This is a genomic window from Flavobacterium xinjiangense (assembly GCF_900142885.1).
GTDB lineage: Bacteria > Bacteroidota > Bacteroidia > Flavobacteriales > Flavobacteriaceae > Flavobacterium > Flavobacterium xinjiangense.
Window position 1 is genome coordinate 51,904 of record NZ_FRCL01000015.1, and the last position, 24,730, is coordinate 76,633.

Below are 24,730 nucleotides of genomic sequence, written 5' to 3' on the forward strand. Positions count from 1 at the left end.
GAATTAGGCTTCAAGCCGAGATCTATTTCGTTATATTTGCAGTTCATCAAAATGAAACATGGAAGTATATAAATCGAAAAAAGAAAGCTATTCAGCCCAATTAAATACAATAAACAAAAAGTACAATAGCATCAGTTTTTTTAGACTGTTAACTATTGTACTTTTTTTAGTTTCCATCTATTATTACATTCAAACAAGCCAAGCGTTTTTGATTGTTTTGGGTATTTTGTTTTTTGGATCATTTATTCTTTTAATGCGTTTTCACTCGAAATTATCTTTTCAAAAACAAATATTGATTGCTCTAATTGAAATTAATGGCAATGAAATATCCTATTTAGAAAGAAAAAAAATTGCTTTTGAAAACGGACAGGAATTCAATGATTTTCATCATCCTTATGCATACGATTTAGATATTTTTGGAGAACATTCCCTGTTTCAGAACCTAAACAGAACAGCAACATTTATTGGTAAAAAGACATTGGCAAAACAACTTTTAACTCTTTTGCCAAATGATGAAATTTTGAAAAATCAAAAAGCCATTAAAGAATTATCCAAAAAGTTAGATTGGCGTCAGGAATTCTTGGCTTTCGCCAAAATAAGCCAGGATACGAAATCCAGTTATGAAACTTTATTGAAGTGGAGCAAGTTTCAAAGTACGCCTTTATCAAAAGCAACTGTGTTGATTTCTTATATTTCACCTATTCTATTCTTTGGCGTTTTTATCACTTATTTAGTGACATCAAAGACAGTTTTTGTATCCTATTTAGCGTATCTGTTTGTTTTTAATTTAGCATTTATGGGTAGATTTTTGAGACGTATTCAAATTGAAATTGCCAATGCAGAGAACGTCGACAAAATCATCAATCAATACAGTTTGCTGGTAGAAAAAATTGAGAAAGAAACTTTCGAATCTCAAAAACTGATTGATTTGCAACAAAAACTGACCTATAAAAAAGAAAATGCCAGTGTTCATCTGAAACAATTGGCTGTTTTATTTTCGAAAATGGACAGTATCGGTAATTTTGTAACCGCATTAGTATTCAACGGAACTTTCCTTTTTAATCTTCATGTTTTACAATCTTTAATACAATGGAAAAAGGATCATGCAGAAGCGCTCGAAGATTGGTTAGAAGTGATTGGTGAATTTGAGATGTTGAATAGCTTGGGTAATTTATCCTATAATAATCCGGAGTTTACTTATCCAATTATAAATACAAATTTCGAAATTGATTTCTCTAATCTTAGTCATCCATTGTTGAATGAAAAAACGAGGGTAGGGAATGAGGTGAGTTTTCATCCCCAATCTTTCATGATTTTGACGGGTTCTAACATGTCAGGCAAAAGTACTTTTCTGCGCAGCTTAGGGATTAATATGGTGTTGTCAGGAATGGGATCGGCAGTTTGTGCCAGCAGTGCGAATGTACATCCTTTACCAGTTTTGGTTTCTATGCGATTATCAGATTCCTTATCCGACAGTGAATCGTATTTCTTTGCCGAAATAAAGCGTTTAAAACAAATTATGGATGAACTTGAAGATAGACCTGCTTTTGTTTTATTAGACGAAATATTAAGAGGAACCAATTCTGATGATAAACGAAATGGAACCATAGAAGTAGTCAAAAAAGTGATTGCAAAAAGGGCCATTGGTGCCATTGCAACGCATGATATCGAAGTTTGTTTGACCACGAATGACTTTCCAGATACACTAATCAATAAATGTTTTGAAGTCGAAATACACAATGATGAATTACATTTTGACTACAAACTTCGGGATGGAATCTGTAAAAATCGAAGTGCTACTTTCCTGATGAAAAAAATGGGAGTGATTTAGTTAGAAATTAAGACTCTTAGATTATTAGATTTCAAAGTTAAGTTGAGATTCCTTCTTCGTCGGAATGACAAAAACTAAAAGGAATAAAAGCAAAAAACCGTCTCGTAATTAAACGAGACGGTTTTTTAAATATAAAAATGGTTTGGTTAATAGCGTATTTTAAATTCTAAATAGTGGTTAGCTATTTAGCATTACTGGCATTACAAGCATGGTTACCGTTTCACCTTCTTCTAATCCATCAACAGGAGTCAAAATTCCGGCTCTGTTTGGTAAAGACATTTCAAGCATAATCATATCTGATTGCAAGTTAGTCAGCATTTCCGTAAGAAAACGAGAGTTATATCCTATTTGCATATCATCACCTTGATAATCACAAGTCAATCTTTCTTCTGCTTTATTCGAATAGTCGATATCTTCAGCAGAAACATTCAATTCAGCACCAGCAATTTTCAAACGAATTTGGTGCGTAGTTTTATTAGAGAAAATCGCAACACGACGAACAGAGCTCAAAAATTGAGAACGGTCGATCATTAATTTATTTGGATTCTCTTTTGGTATTACCGCTTCATAATTTGGATATTTTCCATCAATCAAACGACACATCAAAATGTAGTTATCAAAAGAAAAAGTAGCATTCGAATCGTTGTATTCAATTTTTACTTCAGCATCTGAACTCGTAAGAATATTTTTTAAGATAGTCAAAGGTTTCTTTGGCATAATAAAATCGGCCACTTGAGAAGCCACAACATCTGTACGGGCATATTTTACTAATTTGTGAGCATCAGTAGCTACAAATGTCAATCCTTGTGGTGAAAACTGAAAGAATACACCGGACATCACAGGACGTAAATCGTCATTTCCGGCAGCAAAAATAGTTTTGCTGATAGCAGTTGCCAAAACATCGGCAGGAACTAATGTTACAGAAGGATCATCTAAGTTTACAGATTTAGGAAATTCATTTCCCGGAGCATAGGCCAAAGCATATTTTCCAGAATTAGAACTAATTTCAATTGTACTATTTTCTTCAACAGTGAAAGTTAGCGGCTGCTCAGGAAATGTTTTAAGGATTTCCAAAAGTAATTTTGCCGGTACAGCAACACTTCCTTTGCTTGTTGAATCTATAGTTAAAGCGGCTGACATAGTTGTTTCTAAATCGGATGCAGAAACCGTCAATACATTCTGATCTAAATCAAATAGAAAATTATCTAAAATAGGTAAAGTATTGCTACTGTTGATAACGTTACCTAAAACTTGTAATTGTTTCAATAAGTACGAACTCGATACTATAAATTTCATCTGTTATATTTTATTTTTTTGGTATACTTTTTATTTTATTTTTAAAAACCATACATTTTACAAATATATCGTAAAGTACTTTAGTATGGAAAATTTTTTATTAACATCTACTTGCTGTATTTTCTTTTTCTTAAGAATGTAAATAAGATTCCAAAAAGTGCTAAAATAAGAATTGGTAGCCCGATAGTTATGAATTGCGTAATAGTATAGTTTTCATAAACTTTCTCTTTATCCAATAAAGGTAAGTCAAGATCTTTGCTTCGAATGTTAATAAGTCCGTTATCATCTAGCAGATAATTGACGCAATTTATTAGAAAATCTTTATTATCGTACAAATTTCCAGAACGTTGATCGTAGCCTAATTCTACTGGTTGAAAGTTTTTATCCAATTGGTTTTTTATCAAATCACCATCTGATATTACAATCATTTTATTCTCTTTTCCTTTTGTTTCAAAATTATTTTGATCGAATGGTAAAACCCTGTTTTCAAACATAGACGAAAATGAACCTTCCAATAAAACCGAAAGCGGAATATTTCCTTTGTTCAAATAATCATTTGGACTTGTTTCTTCGGTTACGCTATTCAAATTGATTTCTGTTGGTGTGCCAATTTTTTTTGAATATTGGGACGACTGCAACAAGATAGTTTTCTTAATTCCGTTTTTCAACGTATCGATTGGATTAGCAAAATCGAATTTGATTCCGCCTAAATTTTTCACAATCGGGTGTGGACTATTCGGATAAACCTGAGGTGCAAATTTCCAGTTGAATTCTTGGAATTGAGTTGCGCTTCCTTGATCTCCTGACGCTAATTTTATGGGACTTCCTCGTTCGTCTTTTATTAAATCAGGATTAATTCGGATTCCATATTTAAAGAATAAATCATTCAAATTTAAATCTCTTGGATAAGCCAAAGTAGCTCCTGAAGTATTGTACAAACTATCCATTTCTGCCACAACTTGATCTACAAGCCACAAAGTTTTACCGCCGTTGATAATAAATTGGTCTAAAACCTGTTTTTCTGCATCCGAAAAAGTTTCTGTTGGTTTAGCAATTATGGCTAGATCATATTTTTCTAAAGCGTCTAAACTTCCAATAGGATTTTTGGCAACCGAATCTAAAGTAAAAGGTCCAATGTGATAACTTTCCCTTACTTGCATTAGAAATTTAGCCATTAATATATCCTGAAGCTCTCCATTCCCTTTGATTACAGCTATCTTTTTTTGTTTGTCTTTGGTGATTTTATTTAATGCATCAGCAATAGAATATTCAAGATGTTGAACGGATCCAATCACTTTTTGGGTAGTCGAAGCACCCATTCTGTTTTTCAACAAAGGAATATTTACTTCTTTATTGTTATATACAGCAATTGCCCAAGGAAAAACCATTGCCTGCGACTGTTTTCCTTTGTCATCAACGGTAATATTTATTGGAGTCAATCCTTTGCGATACAGTTCTTTAATATTATCCATACTTTCGTCTTTGTTCTCCAAAGGATCTACAAATTCGAAAACTATATTTTTATTATACGCTTGAAATTCTTCTAATAATTGACGGGTTTCTTGCTGTAATCGTTTGAATTCAGCAGGCAAATCACCTTGCATATAAACTTTTATAGACAAAGGATTTTGAACTTGTTTAATTATGTTCAAAGAAGTTGCAGAAAGGGTGTATCTATTGTCTTTGGTTAAATCAAAACGATGAAAAAATTGATTTCCAAGACCATTTATAATCAGCAAAATGGCGAGTGTAATCAATAATTTTTTTAGGTTGCTTTTTTTAATAGGTATCATTACGATTTAAAAGATTTTAGATTATAAACAGTCAAGGATAGGAAGAAAACTGTAACACTTACAAAATAAATAATGTCCCTCGTGTCCAGAACGCCGCGGCTCATGCTCTTAAAATGATCTTGCATTCCTAAGGAAGAAATAAAGCTGGAAAGAATGGGAACAATAGCTGATAAACCTTCGAACCCAAAATAGAAAAAGAAACACAGGAAAACGGCAATTATAAATGCCACAATTTGATTTTCGGACAGCGTAGAAGTAAAGATTCCAATGGCTGAATATCCTGCAATCAAGAACAATAATCCAAAATAGCAACCAATCGTGCTTCCCATATCGATATTACCTTCGGGCATTCCTAAGGGAGAAATTACGATAACATAAATAAAAGTTGGAATGATTGCCATTACAATTAATACCAGAGCTGCAAGAAATTTTCCATTGACAATTTCCCAAATACTTAATGGTTTGGTTAACAATAATTCTAAAGTTCCCTGTTTCTTTTCATCCGAAAAACTACGCATGGTAACTGCCGGAATCAAGAAGATTAATATCCAGGGTGCCAAGGTGAAAAACGGAGTTAAATCGGCAAAACCAGTATTCAAGATATTGTATTCTCCTTCAAAAACCCAAAGAAATAGTCCGTTGCTAATTAAAAAAATAGCGATTACCAAGTAACCGATGGGTGAACCAAAAAAAGATTTTATCTCTCGTAATAATATGGATTTCATTCTTTATGTTTATTCGTTGATTTGGTTATTTGTTTATTTGAAACTGATAACTGAGACTGACTATTGTAAAGTAACTATTTTATCAACGCTCCACGCTTCTGGTTTGTCGTTGAATAATTTCTTCGTAAAAGACCAAACATCATAAAAAAGCTCTGATTTTCTATAGTTTTCTAAATCCGCTTCGGTTTCCCAATAACTGTAAGTGAAAAAAATACATTTATTGTCTTTATCCTGATACAGTTCTAAGAAACGATTTCCTGGAGCGTTTCGTATTTTTTCTTTCATCAACTCGAAGTTTTCTAAAAAGGCAGGAATATTTTCCTGATGAAAGCTCAATTTTACTATTCGTACAAACATTTAAATTTTAGATTTAGGATTAACGATTGATGATTTTAGATTTTTTAAACTGATTACTGACCACTGCTAACTGAATACTATATTTACAACATCTCTGTAATTCAATCCTAACAAGCTATTGGCTGAACCTACTTTGGAAGGATTACTTCTAAAAATGGCAATTTCCAGAAAACCAGCTTCATTAAAAATGGCTAACTTTTCTCCTTCATAGGACTTAATAGGATATTTATCGGAACTGGCAATCGCCGAATAATTTGGCAAAATAGTTTTGATATTTTTAGTTTTCAATACAATTTCATAAGGCCTGCCTTTAGCAACTTCAATGAAATATTTTTTAGAAATATTAGTGATGACATTTCCAAAATGATCTATGTAAATAACGTGTCCTTTTAATGAATTTCCGTCATCGGATATAGCAGCTTGTAAATCAGTTACTTGTTTTATGTTTTTTATTTCTTTACCAATGACGTTTAATAAACCACCTTTGGCAATATGGCAGGCTACTTTTACAAAAACATCTAGATCAGTTGCATCACTAGGCAATCGATCATGGATATTTATAGTCACTATTTTTTGAGGCACAATCTTTTGCGAAAGCATACTTAAAATGCCATTATCGGCCGCAATAAAATAATGATCGTTCCATTGCATGACAATATGTTGATTTTCTTTATTGAATTCCATATCGACCCCAATTAGGTGAACAGAGCCTTTTGGAAAGGTCGCATAGGAGGCTCCAATAATGTAACTTGCTTCAACCGTGTTGAATGGGTCGATATCATGCGAAATGTCTATGATTGCGGCCTCGGAATACTCAGATAAAATTTTCCCTTTCAACGCACCTACAAAGTGGTCTTTCAAGCCGTAATCGGTAGTAAGGGTAATTATTGACATAAATTTGTTTATAACTATTGGTGTTATGTGAACCTAATTTTCATTAAATTTGAGAAACGCAAAGCTAATAATAGTAAATTCAAAAAAGCAAAAAACAAAAACAAATTCTAAATAATACTACAAATTAAACGAACAAGCATACCATTTACTAATTGATTAATTTTAATTTAAAACTATTTAATTTGAACGAAAGGATAATCGAGCTCATAGACATCGCTCCAAAAGACTTTTGGGGCGCTCAAGACACTCATCTTGAAACAATTAAAAAATATTACCCAAAACTAAAGATCGTCGCTCGGGGAACAACCTTAAAAGCTTTCGGTGAAAAGGAAGTTTTGGACGAGTTCGAAAAACGATTTCAACGGTTGATGCTGCATTTTACACGTTACAATACTATTGATAATAATGTTATTGAACGTGTTATCTTAAGCGATGGTCAACAGGTGGAACGAATGGGTGATCATGACAAAATTTTAGTACATGGTGTGGGTGGAAAAATCATTAAGGCGATGACTCCAAACCAACAATTACTGGTAGATACCATGAATAAAAACGACATGCTTTTCGCTGTTGGACCTGCAGGAACTGGAAAAACCTATACAGGTGTTGCCATGGCTGTGAAAGCATTGAAAGAAAAACAAGTCAAGCGTATTATACTCACACGACCGGCAGTGGAAGCAGGGGAGAACCTTGGTTTTCTTCCGGGTGACATGAAAGAAAAGTTAGATCCTTACATGCAACCTTTATATGATGCCTTACGTGATATGCTTCCAAACGAAAAACTGGAAGATTATATATTGAAAGGAATTATCCAGATTGCGCCTTTGGCATTTATGCGTGGACGAACTTTGGATCATGCTTTTGTAATCTTGGATGAAGCGCAAAATACTACCCATTCCCAAATGAAAATGTTTCTGACCCGTATGGGGAAAAGTGCCAAGTTTATGATAACGGGTGACCCTGGACAAGTCGATTTACCAAGAAGAACCATTTCTGGACTTAAAGAAGCAATATTAGTCCTAAAAGATGTGGAAGGTATTGGAATTATTTATTTGGATGACAAAGATATTGTACGACATAGATTAGTCAGCAAAGTAATTGATGCCTATAAACAAATAGAAAATCACGATTAAAACAAAAAACGCTCCTTATAAAGAGCGTTTTTTTTATGAATTAATTTTTCTGTTGTAAAAAGAGGCCTATAATTAATTTATGTTTGGACACAAATATTAAACAAAATATTTAAACACGAATTTCACTAATTTACACGAATTAATTGGTGGAATTTAGTGAAATTCGTGTTTATTATTTACTTATTGAGTTACTGAAAACCTTCCTAATCGATAATAAATGCTTTTTAAATTTTATGTGGTTTGAAACATTGCATTCCAATTACTAAATTCCAGATCGGAAAGTTTGGATTTGTTCAGACTGTCAATAAAAGCCATATAAGCCGTATTGAATAATGATTTTAATTTGCAATTTTGAGATTGAAAAATGCAAGGTTTTGAATTGCAATTTATAACAGGACTATCATCTTGTTCCAATAGGTGAATCAAATCCCCTAATGATATTTCTCTGGCTTTATCAGAAATTATGATTCCGCCATTTTTACCTCTTTTGGTAATAATTAACTGATTTGCTGATAAAAACTGAACCACTTTAATGAGATGGTTTCTCGAGATTTTGAAAGCGGCAGCTAACTCATCTAACGAACTTAGCGAAGTTTCTTTTTTTTGATCTAAATACATCAAAACGCGCATACTAAAATCAGTAAAGTGGTTCAATTTCATAAAAATATATTAGTTTAGGCTCAATAATTGGGGGCCAAATTCTTCATAAAGTATATTTTCTTTGTCTACACCAAGTTCAACCAAAGACTGATATTGAACTTTTATAAAAAGAGCAGGCCCACAAATATAATATTTTGCATCCTTAATAAGAATTTCTTCTTTGATTTCGAGTAGATTCACTCTTCCTTCAATAGCATTTGTTTCGTTTTCCGGTAAAGTTTCATAAAAGACAAATGAAGTTAACCATGTATTTTCGTTATTTAATTCTTCAATAGTATCTTTAAACGCATGTACATTTTCATTCCGACAACTATGAATCCATACGGTCTGATTTTTTTGAAGAGCGTTTTTATTGGTCTCAATCATACTCATCATTGGAGTAATTCCAACACCACCGCTTACAAGAACCAGTGGGTTTTTAGAATCAGGATCAGCATAAAAAACACCGGCGGGAGCACTGACTTCAATACTGTCACCTTCTTTTTTAGTATGTAGTGCATTGGAAACAATCCCGTTAGGAGTGCTGTTTATTCCTTTTTCTTTTTTTACCGAAATTCTATAAAACTCATTGTTAAAAGCGGAAGATAAACTGTATTGTCTGGGCTGTTTATGACCCAGTTCAGGGATAAACGTACTCACAGAAATATATTGTCCGGGATAGAAATCGGCTATATCTTTGTTATCCTCCGGTTTAAGATAAAATGATTTAATTTCATCGCTTTCTTCTACAATTTTAGAGATTGTAAAGTTTCTCCATCCTTTCCATCCTCCTTTTTTGGCACTCACTTTCTGATACATTTCAGCTTCAATACCAATCATAATTTTGGCAAGTTCTTGATAGGCACAAGTCCAAGCTTCGACTAATTCAACAGTAGCTAAATCGCCCAAAACTTCTTTGATTGAACCAATTAAATGATTTCCAACTATATCGTATTGTTCCGGTGCAATATTTAAACTTACATGTTTGTTTCCAATTGATTTTAAAACATTTATCAATACCGAGGGATCATCTATATTTTCGGCATAAGCAAGTACTGCCCCTGTTAATGCATTTTGTTGTTTCCCGCTGGCTTGATTAGCCATATTGAAAATATTTTTTAAATCTGGATTGCTTTTTAACATTCTTTGATAAAAGTAAGAAATCAAATCGTTACCATTTGTTTTCAATATGGGCACTGTAGCTTTTACTAATTCTTTTTGACTTGCATTCATGATATTTCTATTATTTATTTTTTACAAATATAGACACAAAATTTAATTGTTGTATTTAAAATATAACAATTAATATAACTTTATCATATCATCATATTAGAAAAAGGAGAGGCAGTTGAAGAATAAAACAAGGTAATTAAAGAGTCTGCATTTTCTAAAACAGGTTTAAATTTTGTGTATCTCTTTAAAATAGAATAAATTTGGAATAATTATAAATGAGGAGAAAAAGAAATGATTTCAAAAGAAAAAATTAAAGTAGTTATTAGCGATTTAGACGGAACCTTATTAAATTCAGATCATAAAATTTCCAATTACACCAAAAGTGTTTTTCAAGAACTTCACAATCAAAACTATTTAATTATTGTAGCCACAGGCCGTCATCATCTTGATGCTATGCCAATTGTGGACGGTTTAGGTTGTCCCGTATATTTAGTTACTTCAAATGGAGCGCGAATTCATGCTCCTGATAGAGAATTGCTTTTTTCGTATGATATGGATAGTGAGGCAATAAAATCGGTTTTGGCATTAGACATTGAACCGGAATTTACAACGGTACTTTTTAAAGAAAATGTTTGGCAAACGAATAAACACAATGAAAAACTAAACAGTTTTCAAACCGAATTAAATTATATTCCAGAAATGGTTGATTTTAAAACGCTTGAAGATATCAGCGCAATAAAAATGTTTTTTACACACGACAGCCATGCTAAATTAATAACATTAAGAGATAGAATTCTGGATAACCATCCTGATGTTTTTAGTCATGCTTTTAGCTTACCGCTTTGTTTGGAATTCATGGATAAATCGGTTGATAAAAGTGTTGCTATTGCCAAAATTCTTGAGAAAGAAAATCTACTGTTTGACCATGCAATTGCATTTGGTGATGGGTACAACGATGAAAAAATGTTGAACTCCACTTTTAAAGGATTATTAATGGGTAATGCTCCTGATAGTTTGAAAAATAAACTTCCACATTTAGAAATAATTACTACTAATGATAACGATGGTGTTGCAAAATACCTTTCACAAACTGTTTTAAATTTTTAAATCTCGAAATAATTTCCCCAATCAAACCTAAATCTCATATAAAAATAACCTTTAATAAAATGAATAAAAAAATAGCAGTTCTTATTTGTGTTTTCTTTTCAATTGCAAGTCAAAGTCAAAATTTAAAGTTAGAAGATATAATGAAAGGTGAGACTTTTATTGGCGTTCAGCCAGTAAACGGGCGCTGGTCATTGGATGGAAAAAAAGTTTATTTCGAATGGAATCCAAATAATGAATTGGGACTGTCTACTTATTTTTGGAAAATTGGTGGGTCAAAACCAGAATTGGCTTCTTTGAATGATTCCGAATTTTCTAAGTTTGATTTTAAACATCATCCGAATTCCGACTTATTTTATTATATTGATAAAGGAAGGTTATTTTCTTATTCAGCTAAAAGCAAGATTTCTAAAAAACTGTACCAACAGAGCAGTTCAATTTCAAACCTGCAATTGGGTTTTGAAGATGGAATTGTATTTTTTGAACAGAATGAAAATATATTCAAGTACGATACCAAAGAAGGAACAATAATTCAAATCACTAATTTTAAGAAAGGAAAAGCGGTTGATGCTGATACAGATACCGATTCTTTTTTGAAAAAACAGCAAAATGAATTGTTTCAGTTTTTGCGAGATCAAGAGGCCAAGAAAAAATGGAATCTCGCTAAAACGAATGCAGTAAAATCGGATATTCCAAAAGGGTATTATTATGGGAAAAATGCTATGGAAAGTCTAAAAATGAGCCCAAATGGAAATTTTGCGACTTTTAGATTGACCGAGCAAGCGGAGACCAAAAGTGAAAAAATGGAAGTTTTTATTACTGCTGATGGTTACAATAAAACGCCTGATACTAAGGAAAAAGTATCTGTAAATAATTTGGTAAATACTAAATTTGGAATTTACAATGTTGCAAAGGATTCTACATATACAGTAAATTTTTCATCTTTGAGTCATATTCAAGATGTGCCAAAATATTTGGGTTTTTATGAAAAATCAGGTAACAAAGAAAAAGCGGATAAACTAATTGTGGTTCAGGAACCTGCTTACAATCAAGATGGTTCATATGCGATTGCAGAAATAAGAAGTCAAGATAATAAGGACAGATGGCTGGTGAGTCTAAATTTAGCAAAAGGGACTTTTGAGGAAATAGAACATCAGCATGATGAAGCATGGATTGGAGGACCTGGTATTCCTTCTGATTCCTTTGATACTGGAACACTTGGATTTCTTGGTGACAACCAAACCATTTATTTTCAATCAGAAGAAACAGGGTATTCTCATTTGTATACTTATAATTTAAAGTCAAAAAAGAAAACGCAACTCACTAAAGGCAATTGGGAAGTTCGTAATGTGACGTTATCAAAAGACAAAAAATCATTTTATTTAACGACAAATACAACGCATCCCGGAAACAGAAATTTCTATAAACTTGCTGTTTCAGATCGTGTTTTACAGCCACTTCTCACTAAGGACGGTGCACACGAAGTAAGTTTGTCTCCAGATGAGATTACTTTATTAGTTCGTTATTCTTATAAAAATAAACCTTGGGAACTGTACATTGCCAATACCAAAATAAATACAAATCTTAGCCAAATTACAAATTCAACAACCGAAGCATTCAAAGCATATTCTTGGCGCACACCAGAAGTAATTACTTTTAAAGCACAAGACGGAACTTTAATTAACGCTAGATTATACAAACCAGAAACGGACAAAGCTAATAAAGCGGCAATCCTGTTTGTGCACGGTGCGGGTTATTTGCAAAATGCACATAATTATTGGAGTAATTATCATAGAGAATATATGTTCCATAACTTATTGGTCGATTTAGGATACACCGTTTTAGATATTGATTATAGAGGGAGTGATGGATATGGGCGTGACTTTAGAACAGGGATTTATAGATTTATGGGAGGAAAAGATTTAACGGACCAGATTGACGGCAAGAATTATTTGATTCAAAACTATGGAATTGATGCCGGTAAAGTTGGAATTTATGGCGGTTCATACGGCGGTTTCATCACACTTATGGCAATGCTGACTACTCCAAAAGAATTTGCTTCGGGAGCGGCATTACGCTCTGTGACGGATTGGGCACATTACAATCACGGCTACACAGGAAATATTCTTAATTTCCCGGAAACGGATCCAGATGCCTACAAAAAAAGTTCTCCGATTTATTTTGCCAATAATTTAGAAGGAAATCTATTGATGCTTCACGGAATGGTTGATGACAATGTAGAGTACAAGGATATTGTAAGACTATCACAACGTTTTATAGAATTAGGAAAGAAAAACTGGACTTTAGCAAGTTTCCCGGTTGAATCGCATGGTTTCAAAGAAACTTATTCTTGGGTTGATGAATACGGTCGTATTCTTAATTTATTCAACAATACGCTCCTTGAAAAATAGGGTAAGTAAAAACTATACTTTTTTTAGTGAAACTGTATGAAATAATTTTAAATTTGCATTTATTAAAAACAACACACACAACAACTATAATGAGCAATACAATTACGACAACTGATTTTAATTTTCCAAATCAAAAATCTGTTTACAGAGGTAAAGTAAGAGAAGTTTACAATATAAATGATGAACTTTTAGTAATGGTTGCCACGGATAGACTTTCCGCTTTTGATGTGGTTTTACCAAAAGGAATTCCTTATAAAGGTCAAATCCTAAATCAAATTGCTACTAGATTCATGGAATTGACGCAGGATATTGTTCCTAATTGGTTAATTGCAACGCCTGATCCTAATGTTGCTGTTGGTCATTTATGTGAACCTTTCAAGGTAGAAATGGTGATTCGTGGATACCTTTCAGGTCATGCTGCTCGTGAATATACTCTTGGCAAAAGAGAAATTTGTGGCGTTAAAATGGCAGAATGTTTGAAAGAAAACGATAAGTTCCCAGAACCAATTATCACACCAACCACCAAAGCGGATAATGGAGAACATGATGCTGATATTTCGCGTTCAGCTATTCTTTCAAAAGGAATTGTTGCTGAAGAAGATTATATCGTTTTAGAAAAATTTACAAGAGATTTATTTGAAAGAGGAACTGAAATTGCTGCAAGCCGTGGATTGATTTTAGTGGACACTAAATATGAATTTGGTAAAACTAAAGAAGGGCTTATTGTTCTAATTGATGAAATCCACACGCCGGATTCATCTCGTTATTTTTATGCCGAAGGGTATCAAGAACGACAAGATAGAGGAGAGGAACAAAAGCAATTATCAAAAGAGTTTGTTCGTCGTTGGTTAATTGAAAACGGTTTTCAAGGACTGGAAGGACAACAAATTCCAGATATGACTGATGAATATATTGAAACAGTTTCTGAGCGATACATCGAATTATACGAAAATATTCTTGGAGAAAAATTCGTAAAAGCTGATATTTCAAATATTGATAAAAGAATCGAGAAAAATGTTTTGGAATATCTAGCCAACAGATAGAATAATTTGGTAAAACGCAAATAACAAACCGCAATTCATAATTTTGAATTGCGGTTTTTTTTTGGTGAAAGAAAATTATTTTTCTAAAACAACTTTCAGGTTATTTAACCCATCTTGTAAATCTTTTCCAAGCATTTGTTCCATATTCATAAAGGGTAACATTAAGTTCATTGGATATGGCATTTTTCCATTAAATCCCCACTTCACTTTTGTTTGGTTTGGCGAAATAGCTTCAGTTGACATATAAGCAAAATCGGTTGATTCAATGGGAACTTTGAAGCGCAACTCAAAATCGATACGTTCACCTTCTTTTATTTTTGTAATTTCCTGTTCTCCAACACCTACATTCTCATCCTTACTATCCCAACCCGCAATTGCCCCGACTGTACCATCCGTTCCGGTAAAAGTTTTTTTCATAGCAGGATCTTTAGTTGACCAAACACGAAAAGTATCTTGGTTTTTTAAATACTTCACATAATTGAAAACAGTGTCTTTGGGTTGGTTTATTGCAATTTCCCGTTCAACAGCAAACTCCTTTGGGAGAAATAATGCAATGAGTAATGCTAAAACAACCAGTGTTAAAAGTCCAAAAAGAATTTTTTTGATAATGTTCGTGATTTCTAATTTTAAGTTTACTATTTATTTCGATTTATTGATTAGTGTTTCGTAACGATTAATCCATTGCTTAACTGTGATTTTTCGAGAGAGTTGTGCAATCAAATCAAAAGGAATTTGATCAAATTTTTTAAAACGGATACAACTTTTTCCCATGTCTAATTTCTGGGAGCTGTACTTTGGGTATTCTGCAACAAACCAATGTAGTAGTTCTGGATCGGCATATATTCCCATATGATATAAAGCGATGAAGTGCTTTTGAGAGGCGATTGAGATGAAGGGCAAAGGAAGTTTAGGATTGCAATGATAACCCTGTTGATAAATAGAATGCGGTACGACATAACCCAGTGAACCATAACTCAATTGTTCTGAAAAACCTTTTGGAATGTTTGTAAGGATTGTATCTCGAAGTTTTAAAAAGGCATATTTTCTTTCTTCGGGTATTTCTTCTAAATAAGCTGACACTGTTGTGGCGTTTGATTGCATTTTAAGAATTGTTTAAGTAAAGTTACTAAAAAAACTTTACTTTCTAAATTGAATGAAATCGCTTTAGTTTAATTCTCATTTGTAACTCAACCAACAATTATGTCGCTAAGCTCATAATCAAATCAGTCAGGGCAGTCTGCAATGGAAAATTGATCTTGTGAAAAAGTTAATTCTGTAAGATGTCAATGTAAACAGGTAAACAAATCAAAATCATTACTTATATTAAATATTAAATCGAGATAATAGTGCCTATTTTTTAAATAATATTTAATTTTTAATCATTATAATCCTAATTAATTTATAATAAATACATTGGTTTTTATTTAACATTCTGACTGTTTTTTGATTACTATATTTTTTTACTTTTGTTCGCAAATGAAACAAATAGTATTTATATTATATTTTTTTACCTTACTGCTAACAGGAGGAAATAAAATGCAAGCTAATTTGCATAAAAGTGCCTTTGTTTCAATTTCAAATTTGAATTGTTCATCAATAGAACAAGATCAAATTACCATTCTAGATCATTCATACTCATTGATTGAGTATAGCGATTTTGATTTAGATGAAGAATTCTCTCATAGTGATAAACAGGAGGATTCTAAAACAAATAAATTATTTCAAGTAAAAGGCTCTTTGCTTGCCAAATGGTATTCTTCCTATTTTAGTGCTCTTGAAATTCAGCATTACAATGTTTTTTATAATTGTGAGCCTGTTAAAGGCCAATCTACACCAATCTATATCACAAATAGAGTATTACGAATTTGATAATCAATTGATTTTAGTTGCGAATTGCTAAGTATTGCTTTTATCTTATTAAGCTGCACTTTCTTTTTTCTTGAATGGCATTTTTGCTGTTTGAGCTAGCTAATCCTGTTTCAATTCCAAATGGAATTGTAGAATTCCAAAAATTAAATTGAATAATTACCAAATTACATCATGAAAAAAATTGCCATAATTACGGGCGTGATCGCCGCGTTGTTTCTTACTAATTGTAATACTAAGAAAATAGAAAAAGAAGAAGCAACCAAGTATATCGTCACTAATCCGATAAAAATAGATACTTGTTTCACAAAGCAATATGTTACTCAAATTAAGTCAGTAAGAAATATTGAGATTCGAGCGCAAGAAAAAGGATACTTGCAAAAAATTTATGTTGATGAAGGTCAGTTTGTAAAAGCTGGTCAGCTATTGTTTCAAATTATGCCAACTGCATTTCAGGCTGAATTGCTAAAAGCGCAGGCAGAAGCCAAAGGTGCTGAAATTGAACTGCAAAACACTAAAATTTTAGCTGATAAAAAGATAGTTTCAAGGAATGAGCAAGCTTTGGCTATGGCAAAATTAGAACAAGCAAGAGCTGAAGTTTCTTTGGCAAAATTACATTTATCATTTACTGAAATTAGAGCTCCATTTTCAGGAACTATTGACCGTATCCCATTAAAATTAGGAAGTTTAGTTGATGAAGGTGCATTACTAACAAGCTTGTCAGATAATAGTCAGATGTTTGCTTATTTCAATGTTTCTGAACCAGAATATTTGAACTATCAAACGGATGTAAAAGACCGTGGAGAAACTAAAGTAGGCTTGCTTTTAGCAAATGATCAACTTTTTAAATATCAAGGAAATGTTGAAGTTATTGAAAGTGAATTCAATAGTGAGACAGGTAATATTTCATTCAGAGCAAGGTTTGCAAACTCAGATAAATTGCTTAAAAATGGAGAGACTGGAGAGATTCAAATGGTAGTTCCGCAACATAATGCTTTGTTAATTCCTCAAAAAGCAACCTATGAAATTCAGGACAAAAAATATGTTTTTGTAGTTGATAAGAAAAATGTAGTAAAATCAAGAGAAATTACTATTACGGGAGAAATGCCAGATCTTTATGTGGTTAAAAACGGGATTACAGTGAATGACAAGATTCTGCTTGAGGGTGTTCAGAAAGTAAAAGAGGATGATAAAATTCAATATAACTATCAGAAACCTCAGGAAGTAATGGATCATTTGAAATTAAGAGCAGAATAGTTGTAATCCTAAAGAAAAAAAAATGTTTAATAAATTTATAGAAAGACCAGTACTGTCGATAGTGATATCACTGATGATTGTATTACTTGGGATTTTGGCTATGACCCATTTGCCAGTTACTCAATTGCCGTCTATTTCACCTCCAAAAGTAAATGTTACAGCTGAATATCCTGGTGCAAATAATGAGTTGCTTATTAAATCAGTTGTAATTCCTTTAGAGAGAGCTATCAATGGTGTTCCAGGAATGAAATATATTGCATCGGATGCTGGAAATGATGGAGAAGCATCAATTCAAGTAATCTTTAATTTAGGAACTGATCCTAACCAAGCTTCAATAAATATCCAGAACAGAGTTGCATCGGTTGTTAATAAACTACCGCCTCTTGTAGTTAGAGAAGGTGTAAAAATTACGCGAGAAGAATCTAATAATTTAATGTATATTAACTTGTACAGTAAAGATCCAACAATGGATCAAAAATTCTTATATAATTTTACGGATATTAATATTCTTTCAGAACTCAAGAGAGTTGATGGAGTAGGTGATGCTGATATTGTGGGTAACCGTGATTATGCAATGAGAATATGGTTGAAGCCTGACAGAATGTTAGCATATAAGATTTCTGCCGACGAAGTAATGGAAGCCTTATCGCAACAAAGTTTAGAAGCTTCACCAGGAAAAACTGGTGAAAGTTCTGGGAAACGTTCTCAAGCATTTGAATATGTTTTGAAATATTCAGGACGATTTACCACTAAAGAACAATATGGAAACATTATTTTAAAATCCAATCCAAATGGTGAAATTCTGCGCCTGAAAGATGTTGCCAATGTAGAATTTGGAAGTTCGATGTACGATATTTATTCGAACTTAAACGGTAAACCTTCGGCAGCAATAACAATAAAACAATCTTATGGAAGTAATGCATCTCAGGTAATTAAAGATGTCAAAGCAAAATTAGCGGAGATCAAGAGTAATTCATTCCCTAAAGGTGTAGATTATGAAATTAGCTATGATGCTTCTAAATTTTTAGATGCCTCCATCGAAAAAGTAATTCACACCTTGGTAGAAGCTTTTATTCTGGTAGGATTAGTGGTATTCTTATTTCTTGGAGATTGGCGTTCTACTATTATTCCTGCAATTGCGGTACCGGTTTCACTTATTGGAACATTTGCATTCATGCAGATTTTTGGAATTTCGATAAATCTGGTTACATTATTTGCACTTGTTTTAGCTATTGGTGTCGTAGTTGATGATGCCATTGTGGTCATCGAGGCGGTACATGCTAAAATGGAAGAAGAACATATAGGACCGCTCAAGGCTACTAAAAAGGCAATGCACGAAATTAGTGGTGCTATTATAGCCATTACGTTTTTGATGGCGGCAGTATTTATTCCTGTTGCATTTATGTCTGGTCCAGTAGGTATATTTTACCGACAGTTTTCTATCACAATGGCAACAGGTATTATTTTGTCTGGTGTTGTGGCATTGACACTTACGCCGGCACTGTGTGCTATGATGTTAAAAAATAATCATGGCGTTGCAAGAAAGAAAACTCCGTTAAATACTTTTTTGGATGGATTTAATTATAAATTCAATCAACTAACTGGAAAATATACAGGGATACTTAATAAAATTGTAAATCGAAGAACATTAACATTTGGAGTCTTAATCACTTTTTGTTTAGGAATATTTTTCTTAAACAATAGTCTTCCATCAGGATTTATTCCAAATGAAGACCAAGGAATGTTTTACGCTATTATACAAACACCACCAGGATCTTCTTTAGAAAGAACCAATGAAGTCGCTTTAAAACTTCAAAAAATTGCAGAAAAAATTGATGGGGTTAAATCGGTATCGGCATTGGCTGGATTCGAAATTCTAACCGAGGGAACAGGAGCCAATTCAGGAACTTGTTTAATTAACCTAAAAAGTTGGGAAGATCGCAAGCATTCAGTTGATGAGATAATGAAGGACCTTGAAGAAAAATCTAAAAACATTACGGGTGCAACTCTTGAGTTTTTTCAGCCTCCAGCAGTGCCGGGTTATGGTGCAGCTGGCGGATTCGAATTGCGTTTGCTTGACAAAGCGGGTTCTGGAGATTATAAGAAAATGGAAAAAGTAAACAACGATTTTGTAAAGGAATTGAATAAACGACCGGAATTATCATCGGTATTTAGTTTTTATAGTGCAAGTTTTCCGCAGTATATGATGCGAATTGATAACGATATGGCGCAACAAAAAGGTGTTACTATAGACAATGCCATGAATACACTTTCTACATTGGTTGGTAGTAATTATGAAATCAGTTTTATTAAATACGATCGGCAGTATAAAGTTATTGTGCAAACCTCTCCAGAATATAGAGCGCTACCGGAAGATATCTTGAAGTTGTATGTGAAAAATAATCGGGATGAAATGGTTCCGTTTTCGGCATTTATGCACATGGATAAAGTTTATGGTTTATCAGAAATCACACGTCACAACATGTACAATGCTTCCGAAATAAGCGGACAATCTGCTGCAGGGTATAGTAGTGGTGAATCTATTAGGGCTATTCAGGAAGTGGCCGAAAAAAAGTTACCTAGAGGATTTGGTATTGACTGGGCAGGAATATCTAAAGATGAAGTAGGGAGAGGTAACGAAGCTATATTTATTTTCCTGATTTGTTTATTGTTTGTTTACCTTGTATTAGCAGCTCAATATGAAAGTTTTATTTTGCCTTTTGCAGTTATATTATCACTTCCTGCAGGTATTTTTGGGTCGTTTTTACTTCTTTCTATTTGTGGACTAGAAAATAATATTTATGCTCAAGTTGCTTTTGTAATGCTTATTGGGTTGCTTGGAAAAAATGCAGTTTTAATTGTTGAATTTGCCGTCCAAAAGCATGAAGCAGGTGCAACAATATTAGAAGCAGCTATGGAAGGTGCGAAAGTTAGATTTCGCCCCATATTAATGACTTCATTTGCCTTTATTGCAGGATTAATTCCGTTAGTCTTTGCATCAGGTCCAGGGAAAATAGGTAATAGAACAATTGGTTCTGCTGCTCTTGGTGGAATGCTTTTAGGTACTGTTTGTGGTGTATTGATTATTCCAGGCTTGTATTACATATTTGGTAGTATTGCTGCAAAAATTAAATTAGTCAAAAAACAAAATAATAATCCGTTAACCGAAGAAATCGATCACAATGTATAAAAATAAGTTACAAAGCTTTGTTATTGTGTTGAGCACTTGTCTTAGCATAATTAGCTGTAAAGCGCCATCGGTCATAATACCAACTGCAAACAGTACGGTTCCTGAAAGTTATGGTACTAATAAAGATACGTCGAATGTGTCAATGGTTACTTGGCACAACTATTTCAATGATAAAAACCTAGTTGATTTGATCGATATTGCATTGAAAAACAATCAGGAATTGAATGTTACTTTGCAAGAAATTGAAATTGCTAAGAATGACATCCGAATGAGAAAAGGAGCATTATTACCTTCCGTTGGTTTAAGAGCTGGGACAGGAGTTGAAAAAGTAGGTAGATATACCAGCCAAGGAGCTGGGGATGCTTCTACTGAAATTGCTCCAGGAAAAGAATTTCCTGATCCTCTTACTGATTTTAATTTGAGAGCTTATGCAAATTGGGAAGTAGATATTTGGAAAAAACTCCATAATTCTAAGAAAGCAGCTGTAAGCAGATATTTGTCTACAATTGAAGGCAAAAATTTTGTGATTACTAATCTTATTGCCGAAGTAGCTGATTCTTATTATGAATTGTTGGCTTTAGATAATCAACTAGATATTATAAAACAAACCATTGAATTGCAAAATAATGCTTTGAATATTGTAAAAGTTCAAAAAGAAGCTGCAAGATCAACTGAACTAGCGGTTCAAAAATTTCAGGCAGAGGTTTTGTCATCAAAAAGTATAGAGTTTGATCTCAATCAAAAAATTGTAGAAACGGAAAATAGGATTAACTTTTTACTCGGGCGATATCCACAGAAAATTATAAGAGATAAAAGTGTCTTTTTGAATTTTTCTACAACAGCTATCCAATCTGGAATTCCGTCACAATTATTAGAAAATCGTCCAGATGTCAAACAAGCTGAACTAGAATTAGCAGCAGCAAAACTTGACGTAAAAGTAGCTCGTGCTGAATTTTACCCCTCACTAGATATTTCTGCAGCATTTGGATTACAGGCGTTTAAAACCTCTTATTTGGTAAAATTCCCTGAATCTTTACTGTATTCTTTGGCTGGAGATTTAGCCGCGCCGCTTATTAATAGAAATGGAATTAAAGCAGAGTTTTACAATGCTAATGCTCGCCAACTGCAGGCAATGTATAATTACGAACGTACTATTCTTAATGCATATCTGGAAGTTTCAAATCAACTATCAAAGATTAATAATATAGAAAAGAGTTATGATATGAAATCACAGCAAGTTGATGCTCTTAATAAGTCTATTGATGCTTCTAATGATTTGTTTAAGTCAGCTAGAATCGATTATTTTGAAGTTCTTATGACACAACGCGATGCATTAGATTCTAAGATGGAATTAATTGAAACCAAAAAAGATCAGATGAATGCTTTTGTACATGTGTACAGAGATTTAGGAGGTGGTTGGAGATAAACAACCTTATAATCAATAAGCCGGGCATAATTGCCCGGCTTATTTTTTTTACTCCATATCAGCAGATAAATTAATCCGCTCCTAAAATTTATTGGAAATAAGAAAATGTTTCTTCGTTTTCTAATTTCAATAAGGTTTCATAAATTAATTTAATGACATTTTCTACGTCATCACGGTGTACCATTTCAACGGTTGTATGCATATAACGTAAAGGCAATGATATTAATGCAGAGGCAACACCGCCATTACTGTAAGCAAAAGCATCGGTATCCGTGCCTGTAACCCTAGAGGAAGCCAATCGCTGGAACGGAATTTCTTTAGCCATAGCAGTTTCTAAAATCAATTCTCTCAAATTATTTTGAACAGCCGGCGCATACGTTACAACAGGACCTTTACCAATTTTTGTTTCTCCTTCAATTTTCTTATCGATCATTGGAGTAGTGGAGTCATGACAAACATCAGTAACAATTGCTACGTTGGGTTTTATGGTTTTCGTAATCATTTCGGCACCACGAAGACCTACTTCTTCCTGAACAGAATTAGTGATATATAATCCAAACGGAAGTTTTATTTTGTTTTCATGCAACATACGAGCCACTTCGGCAATCATAAATCCGCCCATTCGATTGTCAATGGCACGACAAACAAATTTGTTATCGTTCAAAATCATGAATTCATCAGGATACGTAATCACACAACCCACATGAACTCCCATTTTATCGACTTGCTCTTTAGTTTCGCAACCAATGTCAATAAACAAATTATCGACTTTAGCCACTTCCTCTTTGCTTCTATTTCTAGTGTGAATAGCTGGCCAGCCAAAAACACCTTTTACAATTCCTTTTTTAGTGTGAATATTTACACGTTTTGAAGGGGCAATTTGGTGATCTGAACCACCATTTCTAATAACATAGATTAATCCATCGTCAGTGATATAGTTCACATACCAAGAAATTTCATCCGCATGACCTTCAATGACTACCTTATAAGGAGCATCAGGATTTATAATTCCTACGGCAGTACCGTATGTATCCGTTATAAAAGTATCCACATACGGTTTCAAATAATCCATCCATATTTTCTGCCCATCACTTTCGTATCCTGTAGGTGATGCATTATTAAGGTAGTTTTCTAAAAATTCAAGGGATGACTTATTTAATATTGATTTAGTACTCATAAAATTAATTTTTTGCTAAATTATAAATTTGGCATCACAGTTGCATATATAATGTATAATTTTGGCAATTAAATTTTTCAACATATGAAGATCGTTACGCTTTTCTTTTTTTTACTTTTTACAGCTCTGGGAGCTAATGCTCAAGTAACCCCAAAGGATACCACTAAGATGGGTTATGTATTAACTGAAAACGATTCAATTCTTAATGACACCATACAATTACCGGAGCTTGTAGTCTTTAAAGAAAAACTTGACCCTGAAGCAAAAAAGCAATTCCTTATTCTTCAAAACCGAGTTTATAAAACCTATCCATATGCAAAACTGGCTTCGGAGCGATTGACTGTTCTGAATAAAGGAATGGCATCACTCAGCACCAATAGGGAGAAAAAGAAATATTTCAAGATAGTCGAAGATTACCTTAGCAATGAATTTGAATCCAAACTCAAAAAACTATCCCGCAAGCAAGGACAGATATTGGTAAAGTTAATTCATCGTCAAACCGGAACAACAACCTACGATCTGGTCAAAAACCTTAAAAGTGGTTGGAAAGCTTTTTGGTCTAACACAGCAGCGAGCATGTTTGATATCAATTTAAAAACAAAATACTCACCTTATGAAGTCAATGAAGATTATTTAATAGAAACCGTACTAGTAAGAGCTTTCGAATCTGGAAGATTGCAAAATCAAAAACCTGCAGCTCCTGTGGATTATGATAGTCTGACTGATTCTTGGCTGTCTAAAGTTCAAAAAACAAATTAGGTTTTTATTTGGGCGTTACCCTTTATAAAAAAGAGGCTATTATCTATAAAGGTAATAGCCTCTTTTTCATAAACGGTCAGGCTATTCGCTACAAGTCCTCGTCAAGTTGCGTTTCACTTCACTTTTCTGCGGGCTTTCCGCTGCTATCCCTAACGCGCGCAGCGTACCAATCGAGTTTATCATTTCACCGAAGAAGAAATCTCATTCGGTAGTTTCCATTTCTTACCTTATATATAGGAACGAAGCATCTGCTTTAATAACTAAATTTTCACTACGTATATATAATGACATCCCTGTTTTTTATCCATTTCGGCTCCCTCTCCTTCGGAGAGGGTCGGGGAGAGGAAAATAATAGACTTTCAAAATTCACGTTTCCAGGGTTTTAAAGCCAAGGTTAAGAAAACGTCAAAAAAAAGCGTTTAAAAAACTTGCGAAAGCGAATAAAGGTGGTACTTTTGCACCCGCAACAACGCATACGTTCTTTAACAAACTGACAAGTATTACGAATCGAAAACGAGAATTTATTTTCAAAAAAAAGATTTCAAAAAGCTTGTGAGATTGGAAAACGGATGTTACATTTGCACCCCGCAAAACAAGCAAAGTTCCTTGACAAACTGATAAGAAAACGAGAAGAAAAAGAAAACAAAAATTTTCTA

Annotated in this window: 20 protein-coding genes; 10 read left to right on the forward strand and 10 right to left on the reverse strand. The window is 33.3% G+C overall.

Annotated elements, in window-relative coordinates:
• Positions 1-58: 58 nt before the first annotated feature.
• A complete protein-coding gene (locus BUC23_RS15050; protein WP_073210867.1) occupies positions 59-1,831 on the forward strand; it encodes a MutS-related protein in 1,773 nt (590 codons plus the stop codon).
• Between the two features lie 177 nt (positions 1,832-2,008).
• Here BUC23_RS15050 and dnaN read toward each other — a convergent pair whose 3' ends face one another.
• The 5 genes from dnaN to BUC23_RS15075 form a co-directional block, all read right to left on the reverse strand.
• The gene (gene dnaN / locus BUC23_RS15055; protein WP_073210869.1) at positions 2,009-3,127 is read right to left on the reverse strand and encodes a DNA polymerase III subunit beta; all 1,119 of its coding nucleotides are present in this window, start codon (positions 3,125-3,127) and stop codon (positions 2,009-2,011) included.
• A gap of 107 nt (positions 3,128-3,234) precedes the next feature.
• On the reverse strand, positions 3,235-4,920 hold the full coding sequence (gene gldG, locus BUC23_RS15060; protein WP_073210870.1) for a gliding motility-associated ABC transporter substrate-binding protein GldG: 1,686 nt from the start codon (positions 4,918-4,920) through the stop codon (positions 3,235-3,237).
• Positions 4,920-5,645, reverse strand: a complete 726-nt coding sequence (gene gldF / locus BUC23_RS15065; protein ID WP_073210872.1) for a gliding motility-associated ABC transporter permease subunit GldF — start codon at positions 5,643-5,645, stop codon at positions 4,920-4,922. Before gldF ends, gldG begins: the two co-directional genes overlap by 1 nt.
• Before the next feature lie 60 nt (positions 5,646-5,705).
• Positions 5,706-6,002 (reverse strand): putative quinol monooxygenase, encoded by a 297-nt coding sequence (locus tag BUC23_RS15070; protein WP_073210874.1) that lies wholly within the window; start codon positions 6,000-6,002, stop codon positions 5,706-5,708.
• Positions 6,003-6,068: 66 nt separating this feature from the next.
• Positions 6,069-6,896: an SAM hydrolase/SAM-dependent halogenase family protein gene (locus tag BUC23_RS15075; protein WP_073210876.1), complete on the reverse strand. Its 828-nt coding sequence runs from the start codon at positions 6,894-6,896 to the stop codon at positions 6,069-6,071.
• Positions 6,897-7,078: 182 nt separating this feature from the next.
• Here BUC23_RS15075 and BUC23_RS15080 point away from each other — a divergent pair, with 182 nt between their 5' ends.
• On the forward strand, positions 7,079-8,029 hold the full coding sequence (locus BUC23_RS15080; RefSeq protein WP_073210878.1) for a PhoH family protein: 951 nt from the start codon (positions 7,079-7,081) through the stop codon (positions 8,027-8,029).
• A gap of 231 nt (positions 8,030-8,260) precedes the next feature.
• Here BUC23_RS15080 and BUC23_RS15085 read toward each other — a convergent pair whose 3' ends face one another.
• Both BUC23_RS15085 and hmpA read right to left on the reverse strand, forming a co-directional pair.
• Positions 8,261-8,689 (reverse strand): RrF2 family transcriptional regulator, encoded by a 429-nt coding sequence (locus BUC23_RS15085; RefSeq protein WP_073210880.1) that lies wholly within the window; start codon positions 8,687-8,689, stop codon positions 8,261-8,263.
• A 9-nt stretch (positions 8,690-8,698) separates the two neighbouring features.
• Positions 8,699-9,901, reverse strand: coding sequence for an NO-inducible flavohemoprotein (gene hmpA, locus BUC23_RS15090; protein WP_073210882.1), 1,203 nt, complete (start codon positions 9,899-9,901; stop codon positions 8,699-8,701).
• A 231-nt stretch (positions 9,902-10,132) separates the two neighbouring features.
• Between hmpA and BUC23_RS15095 the strand changes: the two genes are divergently transcribed.
• The 3 genes from BUC23_RS15095 (at position 10,133) to BUC23_RS15105 (ending at position 14,399) form a co-directional block, all read left to right on the forward strand.
• Positions 10,133-10,948: a Cof-type HAD-IIB family hydrolase gene (locus BUC23_RS15095; protein WP_073210884.1), complete on the forward strand. Its 816-nt coding sequence runs from the start codon at positions 10,133-10,135 to the stop codon at positions 10,946-10,948.
• 59 nt (positions 10,949-11,007) lie between these two features.
• Entirely contained in the window at positions 11,008-13,356 is a 2,349-nt protein-coding gene (locus BUC23_RS15100) for a S9 family peptidase (RefSeq protein ID WP_073210886.1), read from the forward strand.
• A gap of 89 nt (positions 13,357-13,445) precedes the next feature.
• Positions 13,446-14,399: a phosphoribosylaminoimidazolesuccinocarboxamide synthase gene (locus BUC23_RS15105; protein ID WP_073210888.1), complete on the forward strand. Its 954-nt coding sequence runs from the start codon at positions 13,446-13,448 to the stop codon at positions 14,397-14,399.
• Positions 14,400-14,474: 75 nt separating this feature from the next.
• Here the strand turns inward: BUC23_RS15105 and BUC23_RS15110 are convergent, their stop codons facing one another.
• Positions 14,475-15,038 (reverse strand): SRPBCC family protein, encoded by a 564-nt coding sequence (locus BUC23_RS15110; RefSeq protein WP_341868414.1) that lies wholly within the window; start codon positions 15,036-15,038, stop codon positions 14,475-14,477.
• Positions 15,039-15,500, reverse strand: coding sequence for a DUF1801 domain-containing protein (locus BUC23_RS15115; RefSeq protein ID WP_073210892.1), 462 nt, complete (start codon positions 15,498-15,500; stop codon positions 15,039-15,041).
• Positions 15,501-15,875: 375 nt separating this feature from the next.
• Between BUC23_RS15115 and BUC23_RS15120 the strand changes: the two genes are divergently transcribed.
• The 4 genes from BUC23_RS15120 (at position 15,876) to BUC23_RS15135 (ending at position 22,138) form a co-directional block, all read left to right on the forward strand.
• Positions 15,876-16,268, forward strand: coding sequence for a hypothetical protein (locus tag BUC23_RS15120; protein WP_073210893.1), 393 nt, complete (start codon positions 15,876-15,878; stop codon positions 16,266-16,268).
• 171 nt (positions 16,269-16,439) lie between these two features.
• Entirely contained in the window at positions 16,440-17,522 is a 1,083-nt protein-coding gene (locus BUC23_RS15125; RefSeq protein WP_073210895.1) for an efflux RND transporter periplasmic adaptor subunit, read from the forward strand.
• A gap of 22 nt (positions 17,523-17,544) precedes the next feature.
• Entirely contained in the window at positions 17,545-20,712 is a 3,168-nt protein-coding gene (locus tag BUC23_RS15130) for an efflux RND transporter permease subunit (RefSeq protein ID WP_073210897.1), read from the forward strand.
• Positions 20,705-22,138 carry a TolC family protein gene (locus tag BUC23_RS15135; protein WP_073210899.1) on the forward strand — a complete coding sequence of 478 codons (1,434 nt, stop codon included), beginning with the start codon at positions 20,705-20,707 and terminating at the stop codon, positions 22,136-22,138. Before BUC23_RS15130 ends, BUC23_RS15135 begins: the two co-directional genes overlap by 8 nt.
• Positions 22,139-22,226: 88 nt before the next feature.
• On the opposite strand, the gene BUC23_RS15140 is transcribed toward BUC23_RS15135, so the two are convergent.
• On the reverse strand, positions 22,227-23,315 hold the full coding sequence (locus BUC23_RS15140; RefSeq protein ID WP_073210901.1) for a M42 family metallopeptidase: 1,089 nt from the start codon (positions 23,313-23,315) through the stop codon (positions 22,227-22,229).
• A gap of 84 nt (positions 23,316-23,399) precedes the next feature.
• Between BUC23_RS15140 and BUC23_RS15145 the strand changes: the two genes are divergently transcribed.
• Positions 23,400-24,074, forward strand: a complete 675-nt coding sequence (locus BUC23_RS15145; protein ID WP_073210903.1) for a DUF4294 domain-containing protein — start codon at positions 23,400-23,402, stop codon at positions 24,072-24,074.
• The last annotated feature ends 656 nt before the right edge of the window (positions 24,075-24,730 follow it).

Bases quoted from the DNA above. Each gene is read 5' to 3' on its own strand.
- BUC23_RS15050 (WP_073210867.1), top strand. From the start codon at position 59: ATGGAAGTATATAAATCGAAAAAAGAAAGCTATTCAGCCCAATTAAAT.
- dnaN (WP_073210869.1), bottom strand. From the start codon at position 3,127: ATGAAATTTATAGTATCGAGTTCGTACTTATTGAAACAATTACAAGTT.
- gldG (WP_073210870.1), bottom strand. From the start codon at position 4,920: ATGATACCTATTAAAAAAAGCAACCTAAAAAAATTATTGATTACACTC.
- gldF (WP_073210872.1), bottom strand. From the start codon at position 5,645: ATGAAATCCATATTATTACGAGAGATAAAATCTTTTTTTGGTTCACCC.
- BUC23_RS15070 (WP_073210874.1), bottom strand. From the start codon at position 6,002: ATGTTTGTACGAATAGTAAAATTGAGCTTTCATCAGGAAAATATTCCT.
- BUC23_RS15075 (WP_073210876.1), bottom strand. From the start codon at position 6,896: ATGTCAATAATTACCCTTACTACCGATTACGGCTTGAAAGACCACTTT.
- BUC23_RS15085 (WP_073210880.1), bottom strand. From the start codon at position 8,689: ATGAAATTGAACCACTTTACTGATTTTAGTATGCGCGTTTTGATGTAT.
- hmpA (WP_073210882.1), bottom strand. From the start codon at position 9,901: ATGAATGCAAGTCAAAAAGAATTAGTAAAAGCTACAGTGCCCATATTG.
- BUC23_RS15095 (WP_073210884.1), top strand. From the start codon at position 10,133: ATGATTTCAAAAGAAAAAATTAAAGTAGTTATTAGCGATTTAGACGGA.
- BUC23_RS15100 (WP_073210886.1), top strand. From the start codon at position 11,008: ATGAATAAAAAAATAGCAGTTCTTATTTGTGTTTTCTTTTCAATTGCA.
- BUC23_RS15105 (WP_073210888.1), top strand. From the start codon at position 13,446: ATGAGCAATACAATTACGACAACTGATTTTAATTTTCCAAATCAAAAA.
- BUC23_RS15115 (WP_073210892.1), bottom strand. From the start codon at position 15,500: ATGCAATCAAACGCCACAACAGTGTCAGCTTATTTAGAAGAAATACCC.
- BUC23_RS15120 (WP_073210893.1), top strand. From the start codon at position 15,876: ATGAAACAAATAGTATTTATATTATATTTTTTTACCTTACTGCTAACA.
- BUC23_RS15125 (WP_073210895.1), top strand. From the start codon at position 16,440: ATGAAAAAAATTGCCATAATTACGGGCGTGATCGCCGCGTTGTTTCTT.
- BUC23_RS15130 (WP_073210897.1), top strand. From the start codon at position 17,545: ATGTTTAATAAATTTATAGAAAGACCAGTACTGTCGATAGTGATATCA.
- BUC23_RS15135 (WP_073210899.1), top strand. From the start codon at position 20,705: ATGTATAAAAATAAGTTACAAAGCTTTGTTATTGTGTTGAGCACTTGT.
- BUC23_RS15140 (WP_073210901.1), bottom strand. From the start codon at position 23,315: ATGAGTACTAAATCAATATTAAATAAGTCATCCCTTGAATTTTTAGAA.
- BUC23_RS15145 (WP_073210903.1), top strand. From the start codon at position 23,400: ATGAAGATCGTTACGCTTTTCTTTTTTTTACTTTTTACAGCTCTGGGA.